The 15562-nt window shown below is 65.3% G+C and carries 11 protein-coding genes; 8 read left to right on the forward strand and 3 right to left on the reverse strand.

What is annotated here, in order from left to right; all coding sequences use genetic code 11:
- Nucleotides 1-30: 30 nt before the first annotated feature.
- A complete protein-coding gene (locus E8E95_RS15250) occupies nt 31-1275 on the reverse strand; it encodes an MFS transporter (protein ID WP_280351503.1) in 1245 nt (414 codons plus the stop codon).
- A 149-nt stretch (nt 1276-1424) separates the two neighbouring features.
- On the opposite strand from E8E95_RS15250, the gene E8E95_RS15255 reads away from it, so the two are divergent.
- The gene (locus tag E8E95_RS15255) at nt 1425-2201 is read left to right on the forward strand and encodes an SDR family oxidoreductase (RefSeq protein ID WP_280351746.1); all 777 of its coding nucleotides are present in this window, start codon (nt 1425-1427) and stop codon (nt 2199-2201) included.
- Nucleotides 2202-2272: 71 nt separating this feature from the next.
- Here E8E95_RS15255 and E8E95_RS15260 read toward each other — a convergent pair whose 3' ends face one another.
- Nucleotides 2273-3610, reverse strand: a complete 1338-nt coding sequence (locus E8E95_RS15260; RefSeq protein WP_280351505.1) for an aspartate aminotransferase family protein — start codon at nt 3608-3610, stop codon at nt 2273-2275.
- 240 nt (nt 3611-3850) lie between these two features.
- Between E8E95_RS15260 and E8E95_RS15265 the strand changes: the two genes are divergently transcribed.
- The 4 genes from E8E95_RS15265 (at nt 3851) to feaR (ending at nt 8629) form a co-directional block, all read left to right on the forward strand.
- Nucleotides 3851-5338 (forward strand): aldehyde dehydrogenase family protein, encoded by a 1488-nt coding sequence (locus E8E95_RS15265; RefSeq protein WP_280351507.1) that lies wholly within the window; start codon nt 3851-3853, stop codon nt 5336-5338.
- 142 nt (nt 5339-5480) lie between these two features.
- Nucleotides 5481-6980 (forward strand): APC family permease, encoded by a 1500-nt coding sequence (locus tag E8E95_RS15270; RefSeq protein ID WP_280351509.1) that lies wholly within the window; start codon nt 5481-5483, stop codon nt 6978-6980.
- Nucleotides 6961-7539: a DUF3156 family protein gene (locus E8E95_RS15275; RefSeq protein WP_280351511.1), complete on the forward strand. Its 579-nt coding sequence runs from the start codon at nt 6961-6963 to the stop codon at nt 7537-7539. The genes E8E95_RS15270 and E8E95_RS15275 overlap by 20 nt, the downstream gene beginning before the upstream one ends.
- 139 nt (nt 7540-7678) lie before the next feature.
- Nucleotides 7679-8629, forward strand: a complete 951-nt coding sequence (feaR, locus tag E8E95_RS15280; RefSeq protein ID WP_280351513.1) for a transcriptional regulator FeaR — start codon at nt 7679-7681, stop codon at nt 8627-8629.
- A gap of 178 nt (nt 8630-8807) precedes the next feature.
- Here feaR and cra read toward each other — a convergent pair whose 3' ends face one another.
- The gene (gene cra / locus E8E95_RS15285) at nt 8808-9797 is read right to left on the reverse strand and encodes a catabolite repressor/activator (protein WP_280351515.1); all 990 of its coding nucleotides are present in this window, start codon (nt 9795-9797) and stop codon (nt 8808-8810) included.
- A gap of 200 nt (nt 9798-9997) precedes the next feature.
- Here cra and ptsP point away from each other — a divergent pair, with 200 nt between their 5' ends.
- The 3 genes from ptsP to E8E95_RS15300 are packed head-to-tail and all read left to right on the forward strand — an operon-like array spanning nt 9998 to nt 15551.
- Nucleotides 9998-12859, forward strand: a complete 2862-nt coding sequence (gene ptsP, locus E8E95_RS15290) for a phosphoenolpyruvate--protein phosphotransferase (protein ID WP_280351517.1) — start codon at nt 9998-10000, stop codon at nt 12857-12859.
- A complete protein-coding gene (gene pfkB, locus E8E95_RS15295; protein WP_280351519.1) occupies nt 12859-13815 on the forward strand; it encodes a 1-phosphofructokinase in 957 nt (318 codons plus the stop codon). The genes ptsP and pfkB overlap by 1 nt, the downstream gene beginning before the upstream one ends.
- The gene (locus E8E95_RS15300; RefSeq protein ID WP_280351521.1) at nt 13812-15551 is read left to right on the forward strand and encodes a PTS fructose-like transporter subunit IIB; all 1740 of its coding nucleotides are present in this window, start codon (nt 13812-13814) and stop codon (nt 15549-15551) included. Before pfkB ends, E8E95_RS15300 begins: the two co-directional genes overlap by 4 nt.
- Nucleotides 15552-15562 lie beyond the last annotated feature (11 nt).

Here is a 15562-nt window from a genome sequence, read left to right on the forward strand (position 1 = left end):
CGTCGTCATCCTCGAGGCGAAGCACGGGCGTCAGCTGTCCTCTTTCACGTTGGCAATCTCCCGTCCCAACTGCCGTTGGCGCGGCGACAGCCAGACGCAATAGCCGAGCAGCAGGATCCCGGCGACGGCCATGGCCCAGGGCGCGCCAAGATGCTCGGCCAGCACGCCTACCAGCAGGCAGCCAATGGCGTCGAATCCGAAGCGCGTCGAGGTATAGAGCGATACCACGCGGCCACGCAGGTGCTCAGGGGCGAGGCTCTGTAGGAGGATGTTGGTGCCGACGTTGCAGTTGGTGATGGCAAAGCCCAGCAGTGCCATGGCCAGCAGCGAGATCAATAGATGTTCGCTCAGGGCGAAGGCCAGCAGGCTGGCGCCACCGGCCATGGCGCAAACCATGATGGTGTTTGCCAGCCCCGCAAGCGCATGGCGATTGGCGAGGAACAGTGTACCGAGCAACGAACCGAGCCCGGCCGCGCCCCAGAGCCAGCCGAGGGTGCGCGCATCGCCGGCGAAGATGTCCTTGGCGAATACCGGCAGCAGCACGGCGTAGCTCGATGCGGTGAGGTTGACGACCAGCACGCTGAGCATCATCAGGCGAATGGTCGGCCGTCCAGCAACATACGCCAGCCCTTCGCGGAAGACGTCTCCGGTGGACCCGGTTGCACGAGGTGTCGGCGCCATGCGGATGATCAGGAGTCCGACGGTCAGGCCAACGTAGGAGAGCGCATTGAGGGCGAAGCAGGCGGCTTCGCTGGTAACTCCCAGCAGCAGTCCGGCCAGGGGCGGGCCAATGAAGCGCGAGCTGTTGAAGAGCATCGCGTTCAATGCCAGGGCGTTCGGCAGGTCCTGCTTGCCGCTGACGAACTGGCTCAGCAGCGATTGCCGCAGCGGTGTGTCGAAGGCATTGAGTACCCCCAGTAGCGCGGCCATCGCGACGATCAGCACGGGGCCGATGTTGCCGGTCACGGTCAAGAGGGCAAGACCGCTGGCCTGGAGACCGAGTAGGCCCTGGACCCCGATCAGCAGGCGGCGCTTGTCGTGCCGGTCAATCCAGGCGCCAGCCAGCGGCCCCACCAGTAGTTGCGGCACTAGCGCCGCGAACGTCGTGATTCCCAGCAGCGCTGCGGAGCCGGTCAGGCGGTAGATCAACCACGCAAGTGCCACCTGCTGCAGCCAGCTGCCCAGGGTGGAAATCGCCTGGCCGGCGAAATACAGACGGAAGTTGGGGTGGCGCAGAGCGCGGATGGCGGTGGGCCAGGAGCGGGAGTCAGGCATTGGGAAAGGAAGGGAAGGCGGCAATAGATGAAAGTTAATATATTAATTTATTCCGCTGCATAACGGTGGAACAGGGGAATCTCAACCGGAAGGAGACGCCGACTGGACTACGCTGGTCTGATCGTCTCCATGCAAACGAGGTGTACGCCATGCACTTAGCAAGACCCCGGCTGCTCGACAAGGTGGCCGTCATCAGTGGTGGTGCGGGTGGCTGTGGAGAAGCCGCCAGTCGTTTGTTCGCGGCCGAAGGTGCCAGGGTGGTGATCATCGACCGCAATGGTGATGCCGCCGAGGATCTCGCCCGACAGATCAAGGCTACCGGTGGCGAAGCGATCGGCATCGGCGCCGATGTTTCGAAGGCAGACCAGGTGAAGGCGGCAGTGGCGCAGGCGGAGGCGGCCTTCGGCGGCGCCGATGTACTGTTCAATCACGCGGGCACCCTGATCGTGAAGCCGTTTCTCGATGTGGAAGAAGACGAGTGGGACTGGCTGATGGCGGTCAACGTCAAGAGCATGTACTTGATGACGCGCGCCGTGCTGCCGCAAATGCTTGCCAAGGGGAAGGGCAGCATCGTTTGCACTTCGTCCATTTCCGCCGAGTACGCCACCCCGGGTGAGGTGGTCTACAACGCCACCAAAGGTGCTTGCCAGATGTTTGCCAGGGCCATCGCCGTGGAGTTCCGCGACCGCGGTATCCGCTGCAATGCGGTGGCGCCGGGGTTCATCCGCACGGCTCATGGTGTTCGTGAAATGAAGGAGCTGCAGGCCATGGGCGTGGATGCCAGCGAAGCGGCCATTTCATTGCAGCAGGGGCGCCTGTGCGAACCGGAAGAGGTTGCCCGGGCGGCCTTGTTCCTGGCATCGGACGAGGCGTCCTTTGTCAGCGGCGCGCATCTCTTTGTGGATAACTGCTTCTCCTCCGTCTGAAGCCCGGCAGAAGCAAGCCTGTAGACTCCCGACAGGATACGGAGCGCGGCATTCCGCGCTCCGTATCGAGCTTAGCGGTGAGCTTCCTGGAACCCTATGGCCAGCGCGTTGACGATGGTATCGAGCTGCTCCTGTTCGATCACCAGCGGCGGGGACAGGATGATTTTGGTACCCACCGGACGAACCATTACGCCGTTGGCGCGGGCGATTTCGGCAACGCGGTTGGCATAGCCGCCCATGGGATCGATGGGCTCGCGCGTGGTCTTGTCGCTTACCAGGTCCAGCGCCACCATCAGGCCTTTGCCACGCACTTCGCCTACGGCGGCGAAGCGCTCGGTGAAGGAGGCCAGGCTTCTGAGCAGGTAATCGCCCTGCTTTGCCGCGTTGGCCGGCAGGTTTTCCTTCTCGACGATGTCCAGGTTGGCCAGGCCCGCCGCGCAGGCCACCGGATGGCCCGAGTAGGTGTAGCCGTGCATGATCGCGCCGGTGAAGTTGCCGTTGTTGGCGAAGGCCTGCTCGATGCGCTCGTTGACCACCGTGGCACCTAGCGGGATGTAGCCGGAAGAGATGCCTTTGGCCAGGCACATGATGTCGGGCTTCACGCCCCACAGGCGGCTGCCGAACATGGAGCCGGAGCGGCCGAAGCCGGTGACGATCTCGTCGGCGATCAGCAGCACGCCGTACTTGTCGCAGACCTTGCGGATCAGCGGCCAGTAGTTCTCCGGCGGCACGATCACCCCGCCTGCGCCCTGGATCGGTTCGGCGATGAAGGCGGCGACGGTGTCCGGGCTCTGGAACTGGATTTCACGTTCCAGCAGGTCGGCGCAGATTTGCCCCAGTTCCTCCGGGTCCTGGCTGTAGGGGTTGCGGTAGAGCCAGGGCGTGTCGACATGGAAGCAGCCCGGCAGCAGCGGTTCGTAGTTGCGGCGGAATACGGTATTGCCGTTTACCGAGGCACCACCGAAGTGGGTGCCGTGGTAGCCCTGGCGCAGCGAGATGAACTTGGTGCGGTCGGCCTGCCCCTGCAGCTTCCAGTACTGGCGGGCCAGTTTGAGGGCGGTCTCCACCGCATCCGAGCCGCCGGAGCTGAAGGCCACGCGGCGCATGCCTTCGGGTTCCAGCATGCCGATCACTTTCGCGGCCAGTTCCTCGGCGCGCGGGTGGCTGATGCCGTCGAACACCTGGAAGTACTCCAGTTCATCCAGCTGGGCGGTGATGGCAGCCTTGATCTCCTTGCGGCCGTGGCCGACGTTGACGTTCCACAGCCCCGCCACGCCGTCCACCAGGCGATTGCCCTTGTCATCGAAGACGAAGCAACCCTCGCCACGGAGGATGCGGATGGGCTCGCGCTGCTTCATTTCGTTGGGGTGCAGCATGGGGTGCCAGAAGGCGTTGTCGCGGGTATTCATGAAAATTCTCCTCTAGGGCAGCGGTGCAAGCTGCGTGGCTGCATTTGTGCCTCAAGGCGCCACCGAATACTTGCACGTGCCTGCCAGCGGGCTTGCCTTTTCCTGCCAGCGCGCCTGGCAGCCATTGGCAAGTTCGGCGGCAGCCAGGATCAAGATCGCGCCGCGGGCTCGGCGCACAGTGCCTCTCGACTATCCGAGATACCCGGCCGCCGCAGCGGCCGAGCGAGAAGAGGAACCGAGATGAGCATTGCCCTTGACCCCCGCGTGGTTGCCTTTGTCCAGGCCCACCACGGCCTGTTGATCGACGGCCAGTCGCGCCCGGCGCTGTCCGGCACCGAGATGCCGGTACACAACCCTGCGACCGGTGAGGAGCTGGCGCGCGTGGCGGTGGCCGGCAAGGCCGACGTGGATCTCGCGGTGGCAGCCGCGCGGCGCGCCTTCGAGGGAAGCTGGGCGGCCCAGCGTCCTGCAGATCGCGAACGCCTGCTGCTGAAACTCGCCGACCTGCTGGAAGCCCACGGCGAAGAACTGGCGCAGCTGGAGACCCTCAACAATGGCAAGTCCATCAACCTGTCGCGCGCCGTCGAAGTCGGCGCCGGGGTGGAGTACACCCGCTACATGGCAGGTTGGGCTACCAAGATCGAAGGCAAGAGCCTGGATGTCTCGATAGCCGCCATTCCCGGTGGCAAGTACCGCGCTTACACGGTGCCGGAGCCGGTGGGTGTAGTCGGCGCCATCGTGCCCTGGAACTTCCCGCTGATGATGGCCCTGTGGAAGATCGTTCCGGCCCTGGCCTGCGGCTGCACCGTGGTGCTCAAGCCCGCCGACGAAACCCCGCTTACCGCCCTGCGCTTGGGCCAGTTGTGCCTGGAGGCGGGCATTCCTGCCGGCGTGGTGAATATCGTCACGGGTGTGGGCGCCGAAGCGGGTGCCGCCCTGGCGGCCCATCCCGGGATCGACAAGCTGGCATTCACCGGCTCTACCCCGGTGGGCAAGATGATCGGCCACGCGGCGGTTGAGAACATGACGCGCTTCACCCTGGAACTGGGCGGCAAGTCGCCGGTAATCGTGCTCGACGACACCGCGCTCGACACCGCCGCCGCTGGGGCCGCCGGCGCCATCTTCTTCAACCAGGGCCAGGTCTGCGCCGCAGGTTCGCGCCTCTATGTACAACGCAAATGCTTCGACCAGGTGCTGGAGCGCCTGCACGGAATCGCTGGCTCCCTGAGCATCGGCCCGGGGCTGGACCCGAGCGCGCAGATCAACCCGCTGATCTCCGCCAAACAGCAGCACCGGGTACTGGGAATGATCGACAGTGGCCGCGCCCAGGGTGCGAGCGTCATTTGCGGCGGCGAAGCACACGGCGAACGGGGTTTCTTCGTCAAACCGACGGTGATCGCCAACGTGCGCCCGGACATGCAGGTGGTGCGCGAGGAGATTTTCGGCCCGGTGCTGGTCGCCACCGCCTTCGACGAGATCGATGAAGTGGTGCCGTTGGCCAACGACTCTCCCTACGGCCTGGCCGCCAGCATCTGGTCCAACGACCTGAAACAGGTGATGGGCCTGATTCCTCGACTGAAGGCGGGCACCGTTTGGGTCAACGCCCACAACCTGCTGGACCCGTCCATGCCCTTCGGTGGCTTCAAGCAGTCCGGCATCGGCCGTGAGATGGGGCATGCCGCCATCGAAGCCTTCACCGAGAGCAAGTCGGTCTGCATCGCCTACTGAAAGCCCTGACAGGTGCGCGCCCATACGGGTGACGTGCCGAAGACCTTTCGCCCATCGCGGCGAGCCGGGCCCTTGTGGAGCCCGGCCCTTTACATGCCTTGAGCCCTAACAACGACAACATTCGCTTTCGAGGTTCACCACCATGTCCATCAACGCAAGACTCACCGCACACCTGGATCGCGGCACGGTGGGATTCCCCACCGCACTCGCCAGCACCATCGGACTGATCATGGCGAGCCCGGTGATCCTCACCGCCACCATGGGCTTCGGCATCGGTGGCAGCGCCTTCGCCGTAGCCATGCTGATCGCAGCCGTGATGATGCTGGCGCAATCCACCACCTTCGCCGAGGCGGCATCGATCCTGCCCACCAGCGGTTCGGTGTACGACTATATCTCTTGCGGCATGGGGCGCTTCTTCGCCATCACCGGCACCATTTCCGCCTACCTGCTCGTGCATGTGTTCGCCGGCACCGCCGAGACCATCCTCTCGGGGATCATGGCCCTGGTGAACTTCGAACACCTCAACACCCTGGCCGAATCCGCCGGTGGTTCCTGGCTGCTGGGCGTCGCCTTCGTGATCACTTTCGGCATCCTCAACGCCTTTGGCATCAGTGTGTTCAGCAAGGCGGAGGTCATTCTCACCTTCGGCATGTGGACGACGCTGATGATCTTCGGCGTGGCCGGACTCCTGGCCGCGCCCAAGGTCGAGCTGGACGGCTGGTTCGGGGCCTCGCTGATCGGCACCGACCTGACCACCATCCTGTCCCTGGTGGGCATGGCGATGTTCATGTTCGTCGGCTGCGAGTTCGTCACTCCACTGGCTCCGGAAATACGCCGTTCGGCCTGGACCCTGCCACGCGCCATGGCCCTGGGCCTGCTGGGTGTGGCGTCCTGCATGTTCATCTACGGCGCGGCCATGAAACGCCAGGTGGAAAACGTACTGCTGGATGAAGCGAGCGGCGTGCATCTGCTGGATACGCCGATGGCCATTCCCCAGTTCGCGCAGGCAGTGATGGGCGATATCGGGCCAATCTGGCTGGGCATTGGCTTCCTGTTCGCCGGTGCCGCCACCATCAACACATTGATGGCCGGTCTGCCGCGCATCATGTACGGCATGGCGGTCGATGGCGCTCTGCCCAAGGTCTTCACCTATCTGCATCCGCGCTTCAAGACCCCATTGCTGTGCATCGCCGTGGCGGCTGCGATTCCCTGCCTTCACGCCTGGTGGCTAGGGGGCAATACCGATGACATCTTCAACCTGGTACTGGCCGCGGTCTGTGCCTGGAGCACCGCCTACCTGCTGGTGACCCTGTCGGTGGTGATGCTGCGCATCCGTCGCCCGGACCTGCCGCGTGCCTATCGCTCGCCCTGGTTCCCGCTGCCGCAAATCGTCTCCAGCGTCGGCATTCTCATCGGCCTCTGGTACATCACGCCTCCGGGCATGAACCCCCGTGACGTCTACATTCCCTTTGCTGTGATGCTCGGCCTTACCGCCGCTTACGCACTGTTCTGGACGCTGGTCGTGCAGAAGGTCAATCCGTTCCGTCCGGTGCCGGTGGAAGAAGTGCTGGAGAAGGAGTTCAGCCAGGAACCCGTTGTCCACGCCGTGGAGCATTTCAGCCATGTTTCCAAGCCTGTCTGAGTACTGGCGGCGGCAGCCCTCCGGCTACCGGCCCGGGGCGACGTTGCTGAAGGTGATACAGGACCTCCAATGCCTGCGCGCCGAAGCGCTGGAGGGCGCGGTCATGCGCTTCTCCAGCGATGACGGGGGGCTGGTGTTCGACGTTCGTGAAGTGGTCCAGGCGCAGTTCCTCATGCACCTGGTGCTCACCGAGTTCGTACTGCAGGTCCCCTCGACGGGAGCCGGCCAGGTGCGAATCGAACTGAACCACCGTGGTGCGGTTCGCCGCCAGGGAATCGCCTGCAAGGTGCGCGCAGGTGATGCGCAGGCCCTGAGCGGGCTGCTGGCCCACCTACGCGGCGACCCGGCATTACTGGCGGCGCTGATGCCGCTGGATTTCAAGCGGCTGCTGATCGAACGGGAAGGGCGGTGCTGGACGGTCCGCCTGGAGCATATCGGCGCTAGCGAGGTGGTCAACCGCATGCCTGGCTTCCGTCGTTATATCCGCCTCGTTCCTGAACAGCGGCAATGCCTGCTGCAGGCGCTGCATGCGTTCAAGGACGTTCTCGGCAAATCCTGAAAGAACTGGACGGGTACACCTCTTGATTGGGCGTTAACGATCTGTTTGAGCCCGGCAGCATCCTTGCCGGAAAAATAGATAACATGTTAATAATGTCGCCATAACAACAATGTGGCGTCAGCCGATCTGGAGGTTCCCGATGGTTGCCCAAGCTGTCCGCTCCCATGATTTCGAGTCCTGGCTCCGTTCCCTGCAAGGCGTCTGCGGCCGTTTCGAGTCGCGCCCGGCACTCAGTCATGGCCTGTTCATCGGTGAGATCTCCCGTCAGGACCTTTCGGGCCTGGAAGTGGCGCAGATTCGCACCAATGCCGGAATGATCAGCCGGCAACGCACCTCCATCGATCACGACGACGACCGCCACTGTTTTCTGATCGTCCAGCGCAGCGGGCGGGCCCAGTTACGCCAGAACGACGAAAGCATCGAGCTCGCCCCCGGCGAGATGGCGCTGATGGATTCGGCGCGCGGCTGCGAGATCCTGCCCCATGGCCTGATCGAGCATGCCTCCTTCCATCTGTCTCGCGAGGACGTCTGCCGGCACATGCCAGACGGGCGACCGAAATTCGGCAAGCTTTCCCAGCACTGCGCCAGTGGACGCGTGCTGCGGACCCTGGTGGAGCAGATATGCGGCGGCGAACTGGACAATTACGCCGCACTGGAGGAGGGCGAAGCCCTGCAGCAAGCACTTATTGCCCTGCTGGCGCCCACTTTGCGCCAGCAGCCAGGACAAACCGCCAGTGAACTGGATGGTTGCCACAATGCCGGTCTGCGCAGCATGGCCCAGCAATTGATCGACCAGTCCCTGTCAGAACCTGGACTGACGCCGCTGTCGCTGGCCAGGCAGTTGAATATCTCTGTACGCCAGCTCTACCGGCTCTTCGAGGATCAAGGCGACAGCGTCTGCCGGTTCATCCAGCGTGCCCGCCTGAAACGCAGCGCTGCCGACCTCGCCAACCCCCGTCTGCGTAGCGAGTCCATCACCGACATTGCGTTCCGTTGGGGCTTTACCGATTCGGCGCATTTCAGCCGGACCTTCAAGAAACACTTCGAGCAGTCGCCACGGGATTATCGCGCCAGCGCATTCAGCGGCTGAGGGCGTAGGTTTGTAGGAGCGGGCTTGCCCGCGAAGCTCTTCCGGCGACGTTTTCGCGAGCAAGCTCGCTCCTACAGGGCGATCCGCTGCTTCAACCTCCGAGCTGGCGATCTGGGGGGTTGTAGGAGCGGGCTTGCCCGCGAAGCTCTTGGCGACGTTTTCGCGAGCAAGCTCGCTCCTACAGGGCGATCCGCTGCTTCAACTTCCGCGCCACACCACGCACCCCCGGCTCGTAAATCTCCCGCTCGACCGCGTCCACCGCGAGCGCGAGCACCTGTTCGGCGATCAGCTCGTGCTGCTGGTACATGGAGTTCACCGGTAGCGGCAGGAAGTCCAGCAACTGGGTATCGCCGAAGGTGCCGACGCGCATTCGTTCGGGCCAGTCGCCGTGTTCGCGCAGGGCATCCAGCACCCCCGCGAGCAGAACGTAGGCGGTGGTGATCAGCACATCGGGCAGCTCGCCGCGTTGCAGCAGGTCGGCCATCAGACGCTGGCCGCACTCGCGGCTGAAGTCCTCGCCCTGGAGTTCCAGCACGTCGCACTTGAGCCCTTTCAAGGCCTCATGAAAACCCGCGCTGCGTTCGGCACTGATGGGCAGCTCCGGCCGTGCGCCGAGCAGGGCGACGCGCCGAGGGGACGGGTTCAGCAGGCTGCGGGTGAGTTGCAGGCTGGCCTGGCGGTCGTCGCTGACCACCGCGCAGAAACGCCGTGGGTTGCGGACCCGGTCGACGGCGATCACCGGCAGGCCTTCGGCCAGCAGTTGCTCCAGGCTGTTGTCGTCCGGCGGCAGGCAGCTGGCGACTATCAGCGCATCGCAGCGTCGTGCGCGGAACAGCTTGAGCAGCTGCCGTTCGCTGTCCGGCTCGTCGTCGGAGCTGGCGATCAGCAACTGATAGCCCCGCGCCCGCGCGCCCTGTTCGAGCAGCTTGGCGAGTCGCGCGTAGCTGGGGTTTTCCAGGTCCGGAAGGATGAAACCCAGGGTACGTGTCTGCCGGCTGCGCAGGCCGGCGGCCTGGGGATTGGGCTTGAAACCATGCTCGTCCACCACCGCCTGTACGCGTTCCACGGTGGCTGGGCTGATGCGCTTCTGCTCCGCCTTGCCGTTGATCACGTAGCTGGCGGTGGTCACCGAAACGCCGGCCAGGCGGGCGATATCGCTGAGTTTCAAGTTCACGACTCCTGTTATGCGGATGTGTTTCATCGGGCGGGCTTCAAGAACCGAAGATTATCGAGTAACGTGCCAGCTCAGTTTAGTGAAACGATTCAGCAAGCGTTCTGTCTACGCTTTAACCGACGCAACCGACGTTCGGTGACGCTGCTGATGGCTGACAACGATAAGAAGGGCGCAAGGCCCGGAGAGGTGATGCGATGCTCGAACTGACCGCAGGGCAGATTTCCATGGGCCTGGTCGCGGCGGACAAGGCGTGTGCGTTGCGCATGTTGGCCGAGCGGCTCGAGGGCGATGGCCTGGTAGCGGCGGGGTACCTTGCCGGTCTGGAGGCTCGCGAAACCCAAGGCTCCACGTTCCTCGGCCAGGGCATCGCCATTCCCCATGGCACACCGCAAACCCGCGAGTTGGTATTCAACACCGGCGTGCGCCTGATGCAGTTCCCCGAGGGTGTCGACTGGGGCGGAGGGCAGATCGTGTACCTCGCCATCGGCATCGCCGCCAAATCCGATGAACACCTGCGCCTCCTGCAGATCCTCACCCGTGCCCTGGGTGAAGCCGACCTCGGCAGCGAACTGCGCCAGGCGCAAACGCCGGAAGACATCCTCAAGCTGCTACAGGGCGCTCCCCAGGAGCTGGCGCTGGACGATCAGTTGATCGGCCTTGGCCTGGCGGTGGATGACTATGACGAGCTGGTGCTGCAAGCCGCGCGCCTCCTGCGCCGGGCCGAATGCGTGGAGGGTGGCTTTGCCGCCGCCTTGCTGCAGGGCGAACCGCTGCCGTTGGGCGATGGGCTGTGGTGGCTAAACAGCGACCAGGCGGTGCAACGCCCCGGCCTGGCGTATCTGACGCCGGACAAGCCCCTGCGCCATCTCGACCAGCCCCTCAACGGCCTGTTCTGCCTGGCCAGCCTGGGAGACGCCCACCTGGCCCTGCTGGAGCGTCTCTGTGCGCTGTTGATAGATGGGCGTGGCCGCGAGCTCGCCCGCGCCACTCAACGTCGCGCCGTACTCGAGGCACTGGGCGGAGAGGTCCAGCCCGACTGGCCCAGCGTGCGCCTGCCACTGCCCAACGCCCACGGCTTGCACGCGCGGCCGGCCAAGGAGCTGGCGCAACTGGCCAAGACCTTCGAGGGCGAGATTCGCCTGCGGCTCGCCGACAGCGTCACGGCTGCCGTGTCCGCCAAGAGCCTGAGCAAGCTCCTGGGCCTGGGTATTCGCCGTGGTCAGATCATCGAAATCATCGCCGAACCGGCTATCGCCGACGCTGCCTTGCCGGCGTTGAAAGCCGCCATCGAACAGGGCCTGGGCGAAGAGGTCGAGCCCTTGCCGGTCAGCGTCCAAGTCATGCAGGAAGACGAGCCGACGGCACCCTCCATCGTCGCCCCGGCGCCCGGCAGCCAGCTTCAGGCGGTACCGGCTGCGCCTGGCATCGCCGTGGGTCCTGCGCACATCCATCGGCAGCAGGAATTCGACTATCCGCTGCGCGGCGAGTCCCCCGGCGTCGAGCGTGAGCGCTTGCAACAGGCCATCGACCACGTGCGCGGCGAGATCGAGGCGCTGGTGCTGCGCAGCGAGGCGAAAGCCATCCGCGAAATCTTCATCACCCACCTGGAAATGCTCACCGACCCGGAACTGGGCGACGAGGTGGACGCCCGCCTGAAACAGGGTGAAAGCGCGGCCGCTGCCTGGTTGGCGGTGGTGGAAGGCGCCGCCGCCCAGCAGGAAAGCCTGCACGATGCGCTGCTGGCCGAGCGTGCCGCGGATCTGCGAGATATCGGCCGACGCGTCCTGGCCCAGCTCTGCGGCGTGGAGGAGGCTCCCGAGCCGGAAGAGCCCTACATCCTGGTGATGGACGAAATGGCCCCGTCCGACGTGGCGCGCCTGGACCGCGACCGCGTTGCCGGCATTCTCACCGCCCGTGGTGGCGCCACCTCCCACAGCGCCATCGTCGCTCGTGCCCTGGGTATTCCCGCGCTGGTGGGGGCCGGGGCGGGCGTGCTGCTGCTGGAACCGCTGACACCGCTGCTGCTGGACGGCCAGCGCGGACGGCTGGTGGTGGCGCCCGATGCCGATCAACTGCAACGTGCCTGCCAGGAACAGGAAGGCCGGCAGCGCCGTCTGCAACTGGCCGATGCCGACAAGCTGGAACCTGCCCTGACCCGCGACGGCCATCGGGTGGAAATCTGCGCCAACCTGGGCGACTGCGCGGGTGCCGCCAAGGCGGTGGCGCAAGGTGCGGAAGGCGTCGGCCTGTTGCGTACCGAATTCATCTTCATGGCTCACCCTCAGGCACCGGATCTGGCGACCCAGGAAGCGGAGTATCGTCGGGTGTTCGACGCACTCGACGGCCGTCCGCTGGTGGCCCGCACGCTGGATGTCGGGGGTGACAAGCCCTTGCCTTACTGGCCCGTCGCGGAAGAGGAAAACCCCTTCCTCGGTGTGCGCGGCGTGCGCCTGACCCTGCAGCGCCCGAAGCTGATGGAAACCCAGGTGCGCGCGCTGATGCGTGCGAGCGAAGGGCGGCCGTTGCGCATCATGTTCCCCATGGTCGGCACCGTCGAAGAGTGGCGCCAGGCCCGCGACATGGCGCTCAAAGTGGCCGCGGAGATTCCCCAGGCCGACCTCCAACTGGGGATCATGGTGGAAGTGCCTTCTGCGGCCCTGATCGCACCCGTCCTGGCTCGCGAGGTGGACTTCTTCAGCATCGGCACCAACGACCTGACTCAGTACTGCCTGGCCATCGACCGGGGCCACCCGACGCTGTCTGCCCAGGCCGATGGCCTGCACCCGGCCGTGCTGCAACTGATCGCCTTCACCGTGCGCGCAGCCCATGCCCAGGGTAAATGGGTGGGCGTCTGCGGCGAGCTGGCCGGCGACCCGCTGGCGGTCCCGTTGCTGGTGGGGCTGGGCGTGGATGAGCTGAGCCTGTCCGCCAGCGGCATCGCCGAGGTCAAGGCGCGGGTGCGCGAGTTCAACCTGAGCGCCGCCCGTGAGCTGGCCGAAAGCGCACTGGACCTGGAAAGCGCAGCGGCTGTGCGCGAACTGGCGGAGCGTTTCTGATGGCCCGCATTCTGACCATTACCCTGAACCCCGCGCTGGACCTGACCCTGCGCCTCGACCGCCTGGATCCCGGCGAGGTGAACCGCAGCCTGGCGCAGGCGAGCCATGCCGCCGGCAAGGGGGTGAACGTGGCGCAGGTGCTCGCAGACCTCGGCCACAGCCTGACCGTTTCCGGCTTTCTCGGTGCGGACAACGCCGAGGCTTTCGAGGCGTTGTTTGCACGGCGCGGTTTCGTCGACGCCTTCATCCGGGTGGCGGGGGAAACCCGCAGCAACATCAAGCTGGCGGAAGCCGATGGGCGCATCACCGACATCAACGGACCGGGCCCCATGGTGGACGCTACCGCCCAGACCGCGCTGCTGTCGCGGCTGGATGCCCTTGCGCCGGGATATGACCTGGCAGTGGTGGCCGGCAGCCTGCCCCGAGGCGTGGCGCCGGCTTTTCTTGCCGAGCTGATCACCCGGCTCAAGGGCCATGGCTTGAAAGTGGCGCTGGACTCCAGTGGAGAGGCCCTGCGCGCCGGCCTGCTCGCGGTGCCCTGGCTGATCAAGCCGAACACCGATGAGCTGGGCGAATGCTGCGGCCGGTCGCTGGCCGGTGTCAGTGCGCAGCGCGAGGAAGCCGCCCGGCTACAGGCATTGGGGATCGAACAGGTCGTCATCTCCCAAGGGGCCGACGGCGTGAACTGGTTCGGTCCCGGACTCGCCCTGCATGCCCAGCCGCCAAGGGTCCGCGTGGCCAGCACCGTGGGTGCCGGTGATTCCCTGTTGGCCGGCATGGTTCACGGTCTGCTCAGCGGCTGGCCGGCAGCCCGCACCCTGCGCCATGCCACTGCCATCGCCGCCCAGGCGGTGACCCAGGTGGGCTTCGGCATCAGCGATGCCGCGCAACTGCAACAGCTCGAAGTCGCCGTAGAAGTCCGGCCGCTGGAAGAACAACAAGAGGTGTCTCGATGAAACTCGCCATAGTCACTGCCTGCCCCAATGGCAGGGTCACCAGCGTGCTTTGTGCGCGCCTGCTTGATGCCGCCGCGCAGCGCCTGGGCTGGAGCACCAGCGTCGAGATCGTGGACCCGCAGCACCCGGAGAGCCAGCTGTCCGCTGCCACCCTTGAAGCCGCCGACTGGGTGCTGGTGGTCAAGAGCGGGGAGCTGGACCTGACTCGCTTCGCCGGAAAGCGCCTGTTCATCGCCAGCCCCGCCGAGGCCCTGCGTGATAGCGAGTCCTTCCTTCTGCGCGCCGCCGTCGATGCCCGGGAACAGCAAGCCAAAGCACCAGTCGCCGCCGTCGCTTCCCGACCGCGTATCGTTGCCGTCACTGCCTGCCCGACCGGGGTGGCGCACACCTTCATGGCGGCCGAGGCGTTGAAGCAGTCCGCCACGCGCCTGGGCATCGATCTCCAGGTGGAAACCCAGGGCTCGGTAGGCGCTCGTGATCCGCTGACGCCTGAAGCCATTGCCGCCGCCGATGCGGTGCTGCTGGCCACCGACATCGAGGTGGACACCGCCCGTTTCGCCGGCAAGAAAGTCTTTCGCTGCGGCACCGGGGTTGCTCTCAAGCAATCCGAAGCCACCCTCAAGCGCGCCCTCAGCGAAGGAAAGGTGCTGGATGCCAAGATGGGTGCAGACACCCAGGCGGGCAAGGCTAAGGCCGAACCCAAGGGCGCCTACAAGCACCTGCTCACAGGGGTGTCCTACATGCTGCCGATGGTGGTGGCGGGCGGCCTGCTGATCGCCCTGTCCTTCGTCTTCGGTATCGAGGCATTCAAGGAGGAGGGCACCCTCGCCGCTGCACTGATGCAGATCGGCGGCGAGGCGGCGTTCAAACTGATGGTGCCGCTCCTCGCCGGCTACATCGCCTATTCCATCGCCGACCGTCCGGGCCTGGCACCGGGCATGATCGGCGGCCTGCTCGCCAGTACCCTCGGCGCCGGTTTCATCGGCGGCATAGTCGCGGGTTTTCTCGCCGGCTATTCGGCACGGGCGATCAATCGCCACCTGAACCTGCCGCAGAGTGTCGAGGCGCTCAAACCGATCCTGATCATCCCGCTGCTTTCCAGCCTGTTTACCGGCCTGGTGATGATCTACGTAGTGGGCAAGCCAGTGGCGGGCATGCTCGCCAGCCTCACTCACTTCCTCGACAACATGGGCACGTCCAACGCCATCCTCCTCGGCCTGCTGCTGGGCGGGATGATGTGCGTCGACCTCGGTGGCCCGATCAACAAGGCCGCCTATGCATTCTCCGTGGGGCTGCTGGCCTCGCAGAGCTACGCGCCGATGGCCGCCACCATGGCCGCCGGCATGGTCCCGCCCATCGGCATGGGCATCGCCACCCTGCTGATGCGCCGCAAGTTCGCGCAAGGGGAACGCGAAGCTGGCAAAGCGGCGCTGGTGCTCGGTCTGTGCTTCATCTCCGAAGGCGCCATTCCGTTCGCCGCCAAGGACCCGCTGCGGGTGATTCCGGCCAGCATCGTCGGCGGTGCACTGACCGGCGCGCTGTCCATGTATTTCGGCTGCAAGCTGATGGCGCCTCATGGTGGCCTGTTCGTGCTGCTGATCCCCAATGCCATCAACCACGCGCTGCTCTACCTGCTGGCAATAGTCGCTGGCAGCCTGGTGACAGGGGTGATCTACGCGCTGCTCAAGCGCGATGCCGAGCAAGAGTTGGTGCTGGAGTCGCCGCGCGCAGCCTGACCACCGTCAGG

The sequence above is a fragment of the Pseudomonas sp. BN414 genome (assembly GCF_029871275.1).
GTDB lineage: Bacteria > Pseudomonadota > Gammaproteobacteria > Pseudomonadales > Pseudomonadaceae > Metapseudomonas > Metapseudomonas resinovorans_C.

Excerpts from the sequence above, each read along its gene's own strand:
- E8E95_RS15250 (WP_280351503.1), bottom strand. The coding sequence starts at position 1,275 with ATGCCTGACTCCCGCTCCTGGCCCACCGCCATCCGCGCTCTGCGCCAC.
- E8E95_RS15255 (WP_280351746.1), top strand. The coding sequence starts at position 1,425 with ATGCACTTAGCAAGACCCCGGCTGCTCGACAAGGTGGCCGTCATCAGT.
- E8E95_RS15260 (WP_280351505.1), bottom strand. The coding sequence starts at position 3,610 with ATGAATACCCGCGACAACGCCTTCTGGCACCCCATGCTGCACCCCAAC.
- E8E95_RS15265 (WP_280351507.1), top strand. The coding sequence starts at position 3,851 with ATGAGCATTGCCCTTGACCCCCGCGTGGTTGCCTTTGTCCAGGCCCAC.
- E8E95_RS15270 (WP_280351509.1), top strand. The coding sequence starts at position 5,481 with ATGTCCATCAACGCAAGACTCACCGCACACCTGGATCGCGGCACGGTG.
- E8E95_RS15275 (WP_280351511.1), top strand. The coding sequence starts at position 6,961 with ATGTTTCCAAGCCTGTCTGAGTACTGGCGGCGGCAGCCCTCCGGCTAC.
- feaR (WP_280351513.1), top strand. The coding sequence starts at position 7,679 with ATGGTTGCCCAAGCTGTCCGCTCCCATGATTTCGAGTCCTGGCTCCGT.
- ptsP (WP_280351517.1), top strand. The coding sequence starts at position 9,998 with ATGCTCGAACTGACCGCAGGGCAGATTTCCATGGGCCTGGTCGCGGCG.
- pfkB (WP_280351519.1), top strand. The coding sequence starts at position 12,859 with ATGGCCCGCATTCTGACCATTACCCTGAACCCCGCGCTGGACCTGACC.
- E8E95_RS15300 (WP_280351521.1), top strand. The coding sequence starts at position 13,812 with ATGAAACTCGCCATAGTCACTGCCTGCCCCAATGGCAGGGTCACCAGC.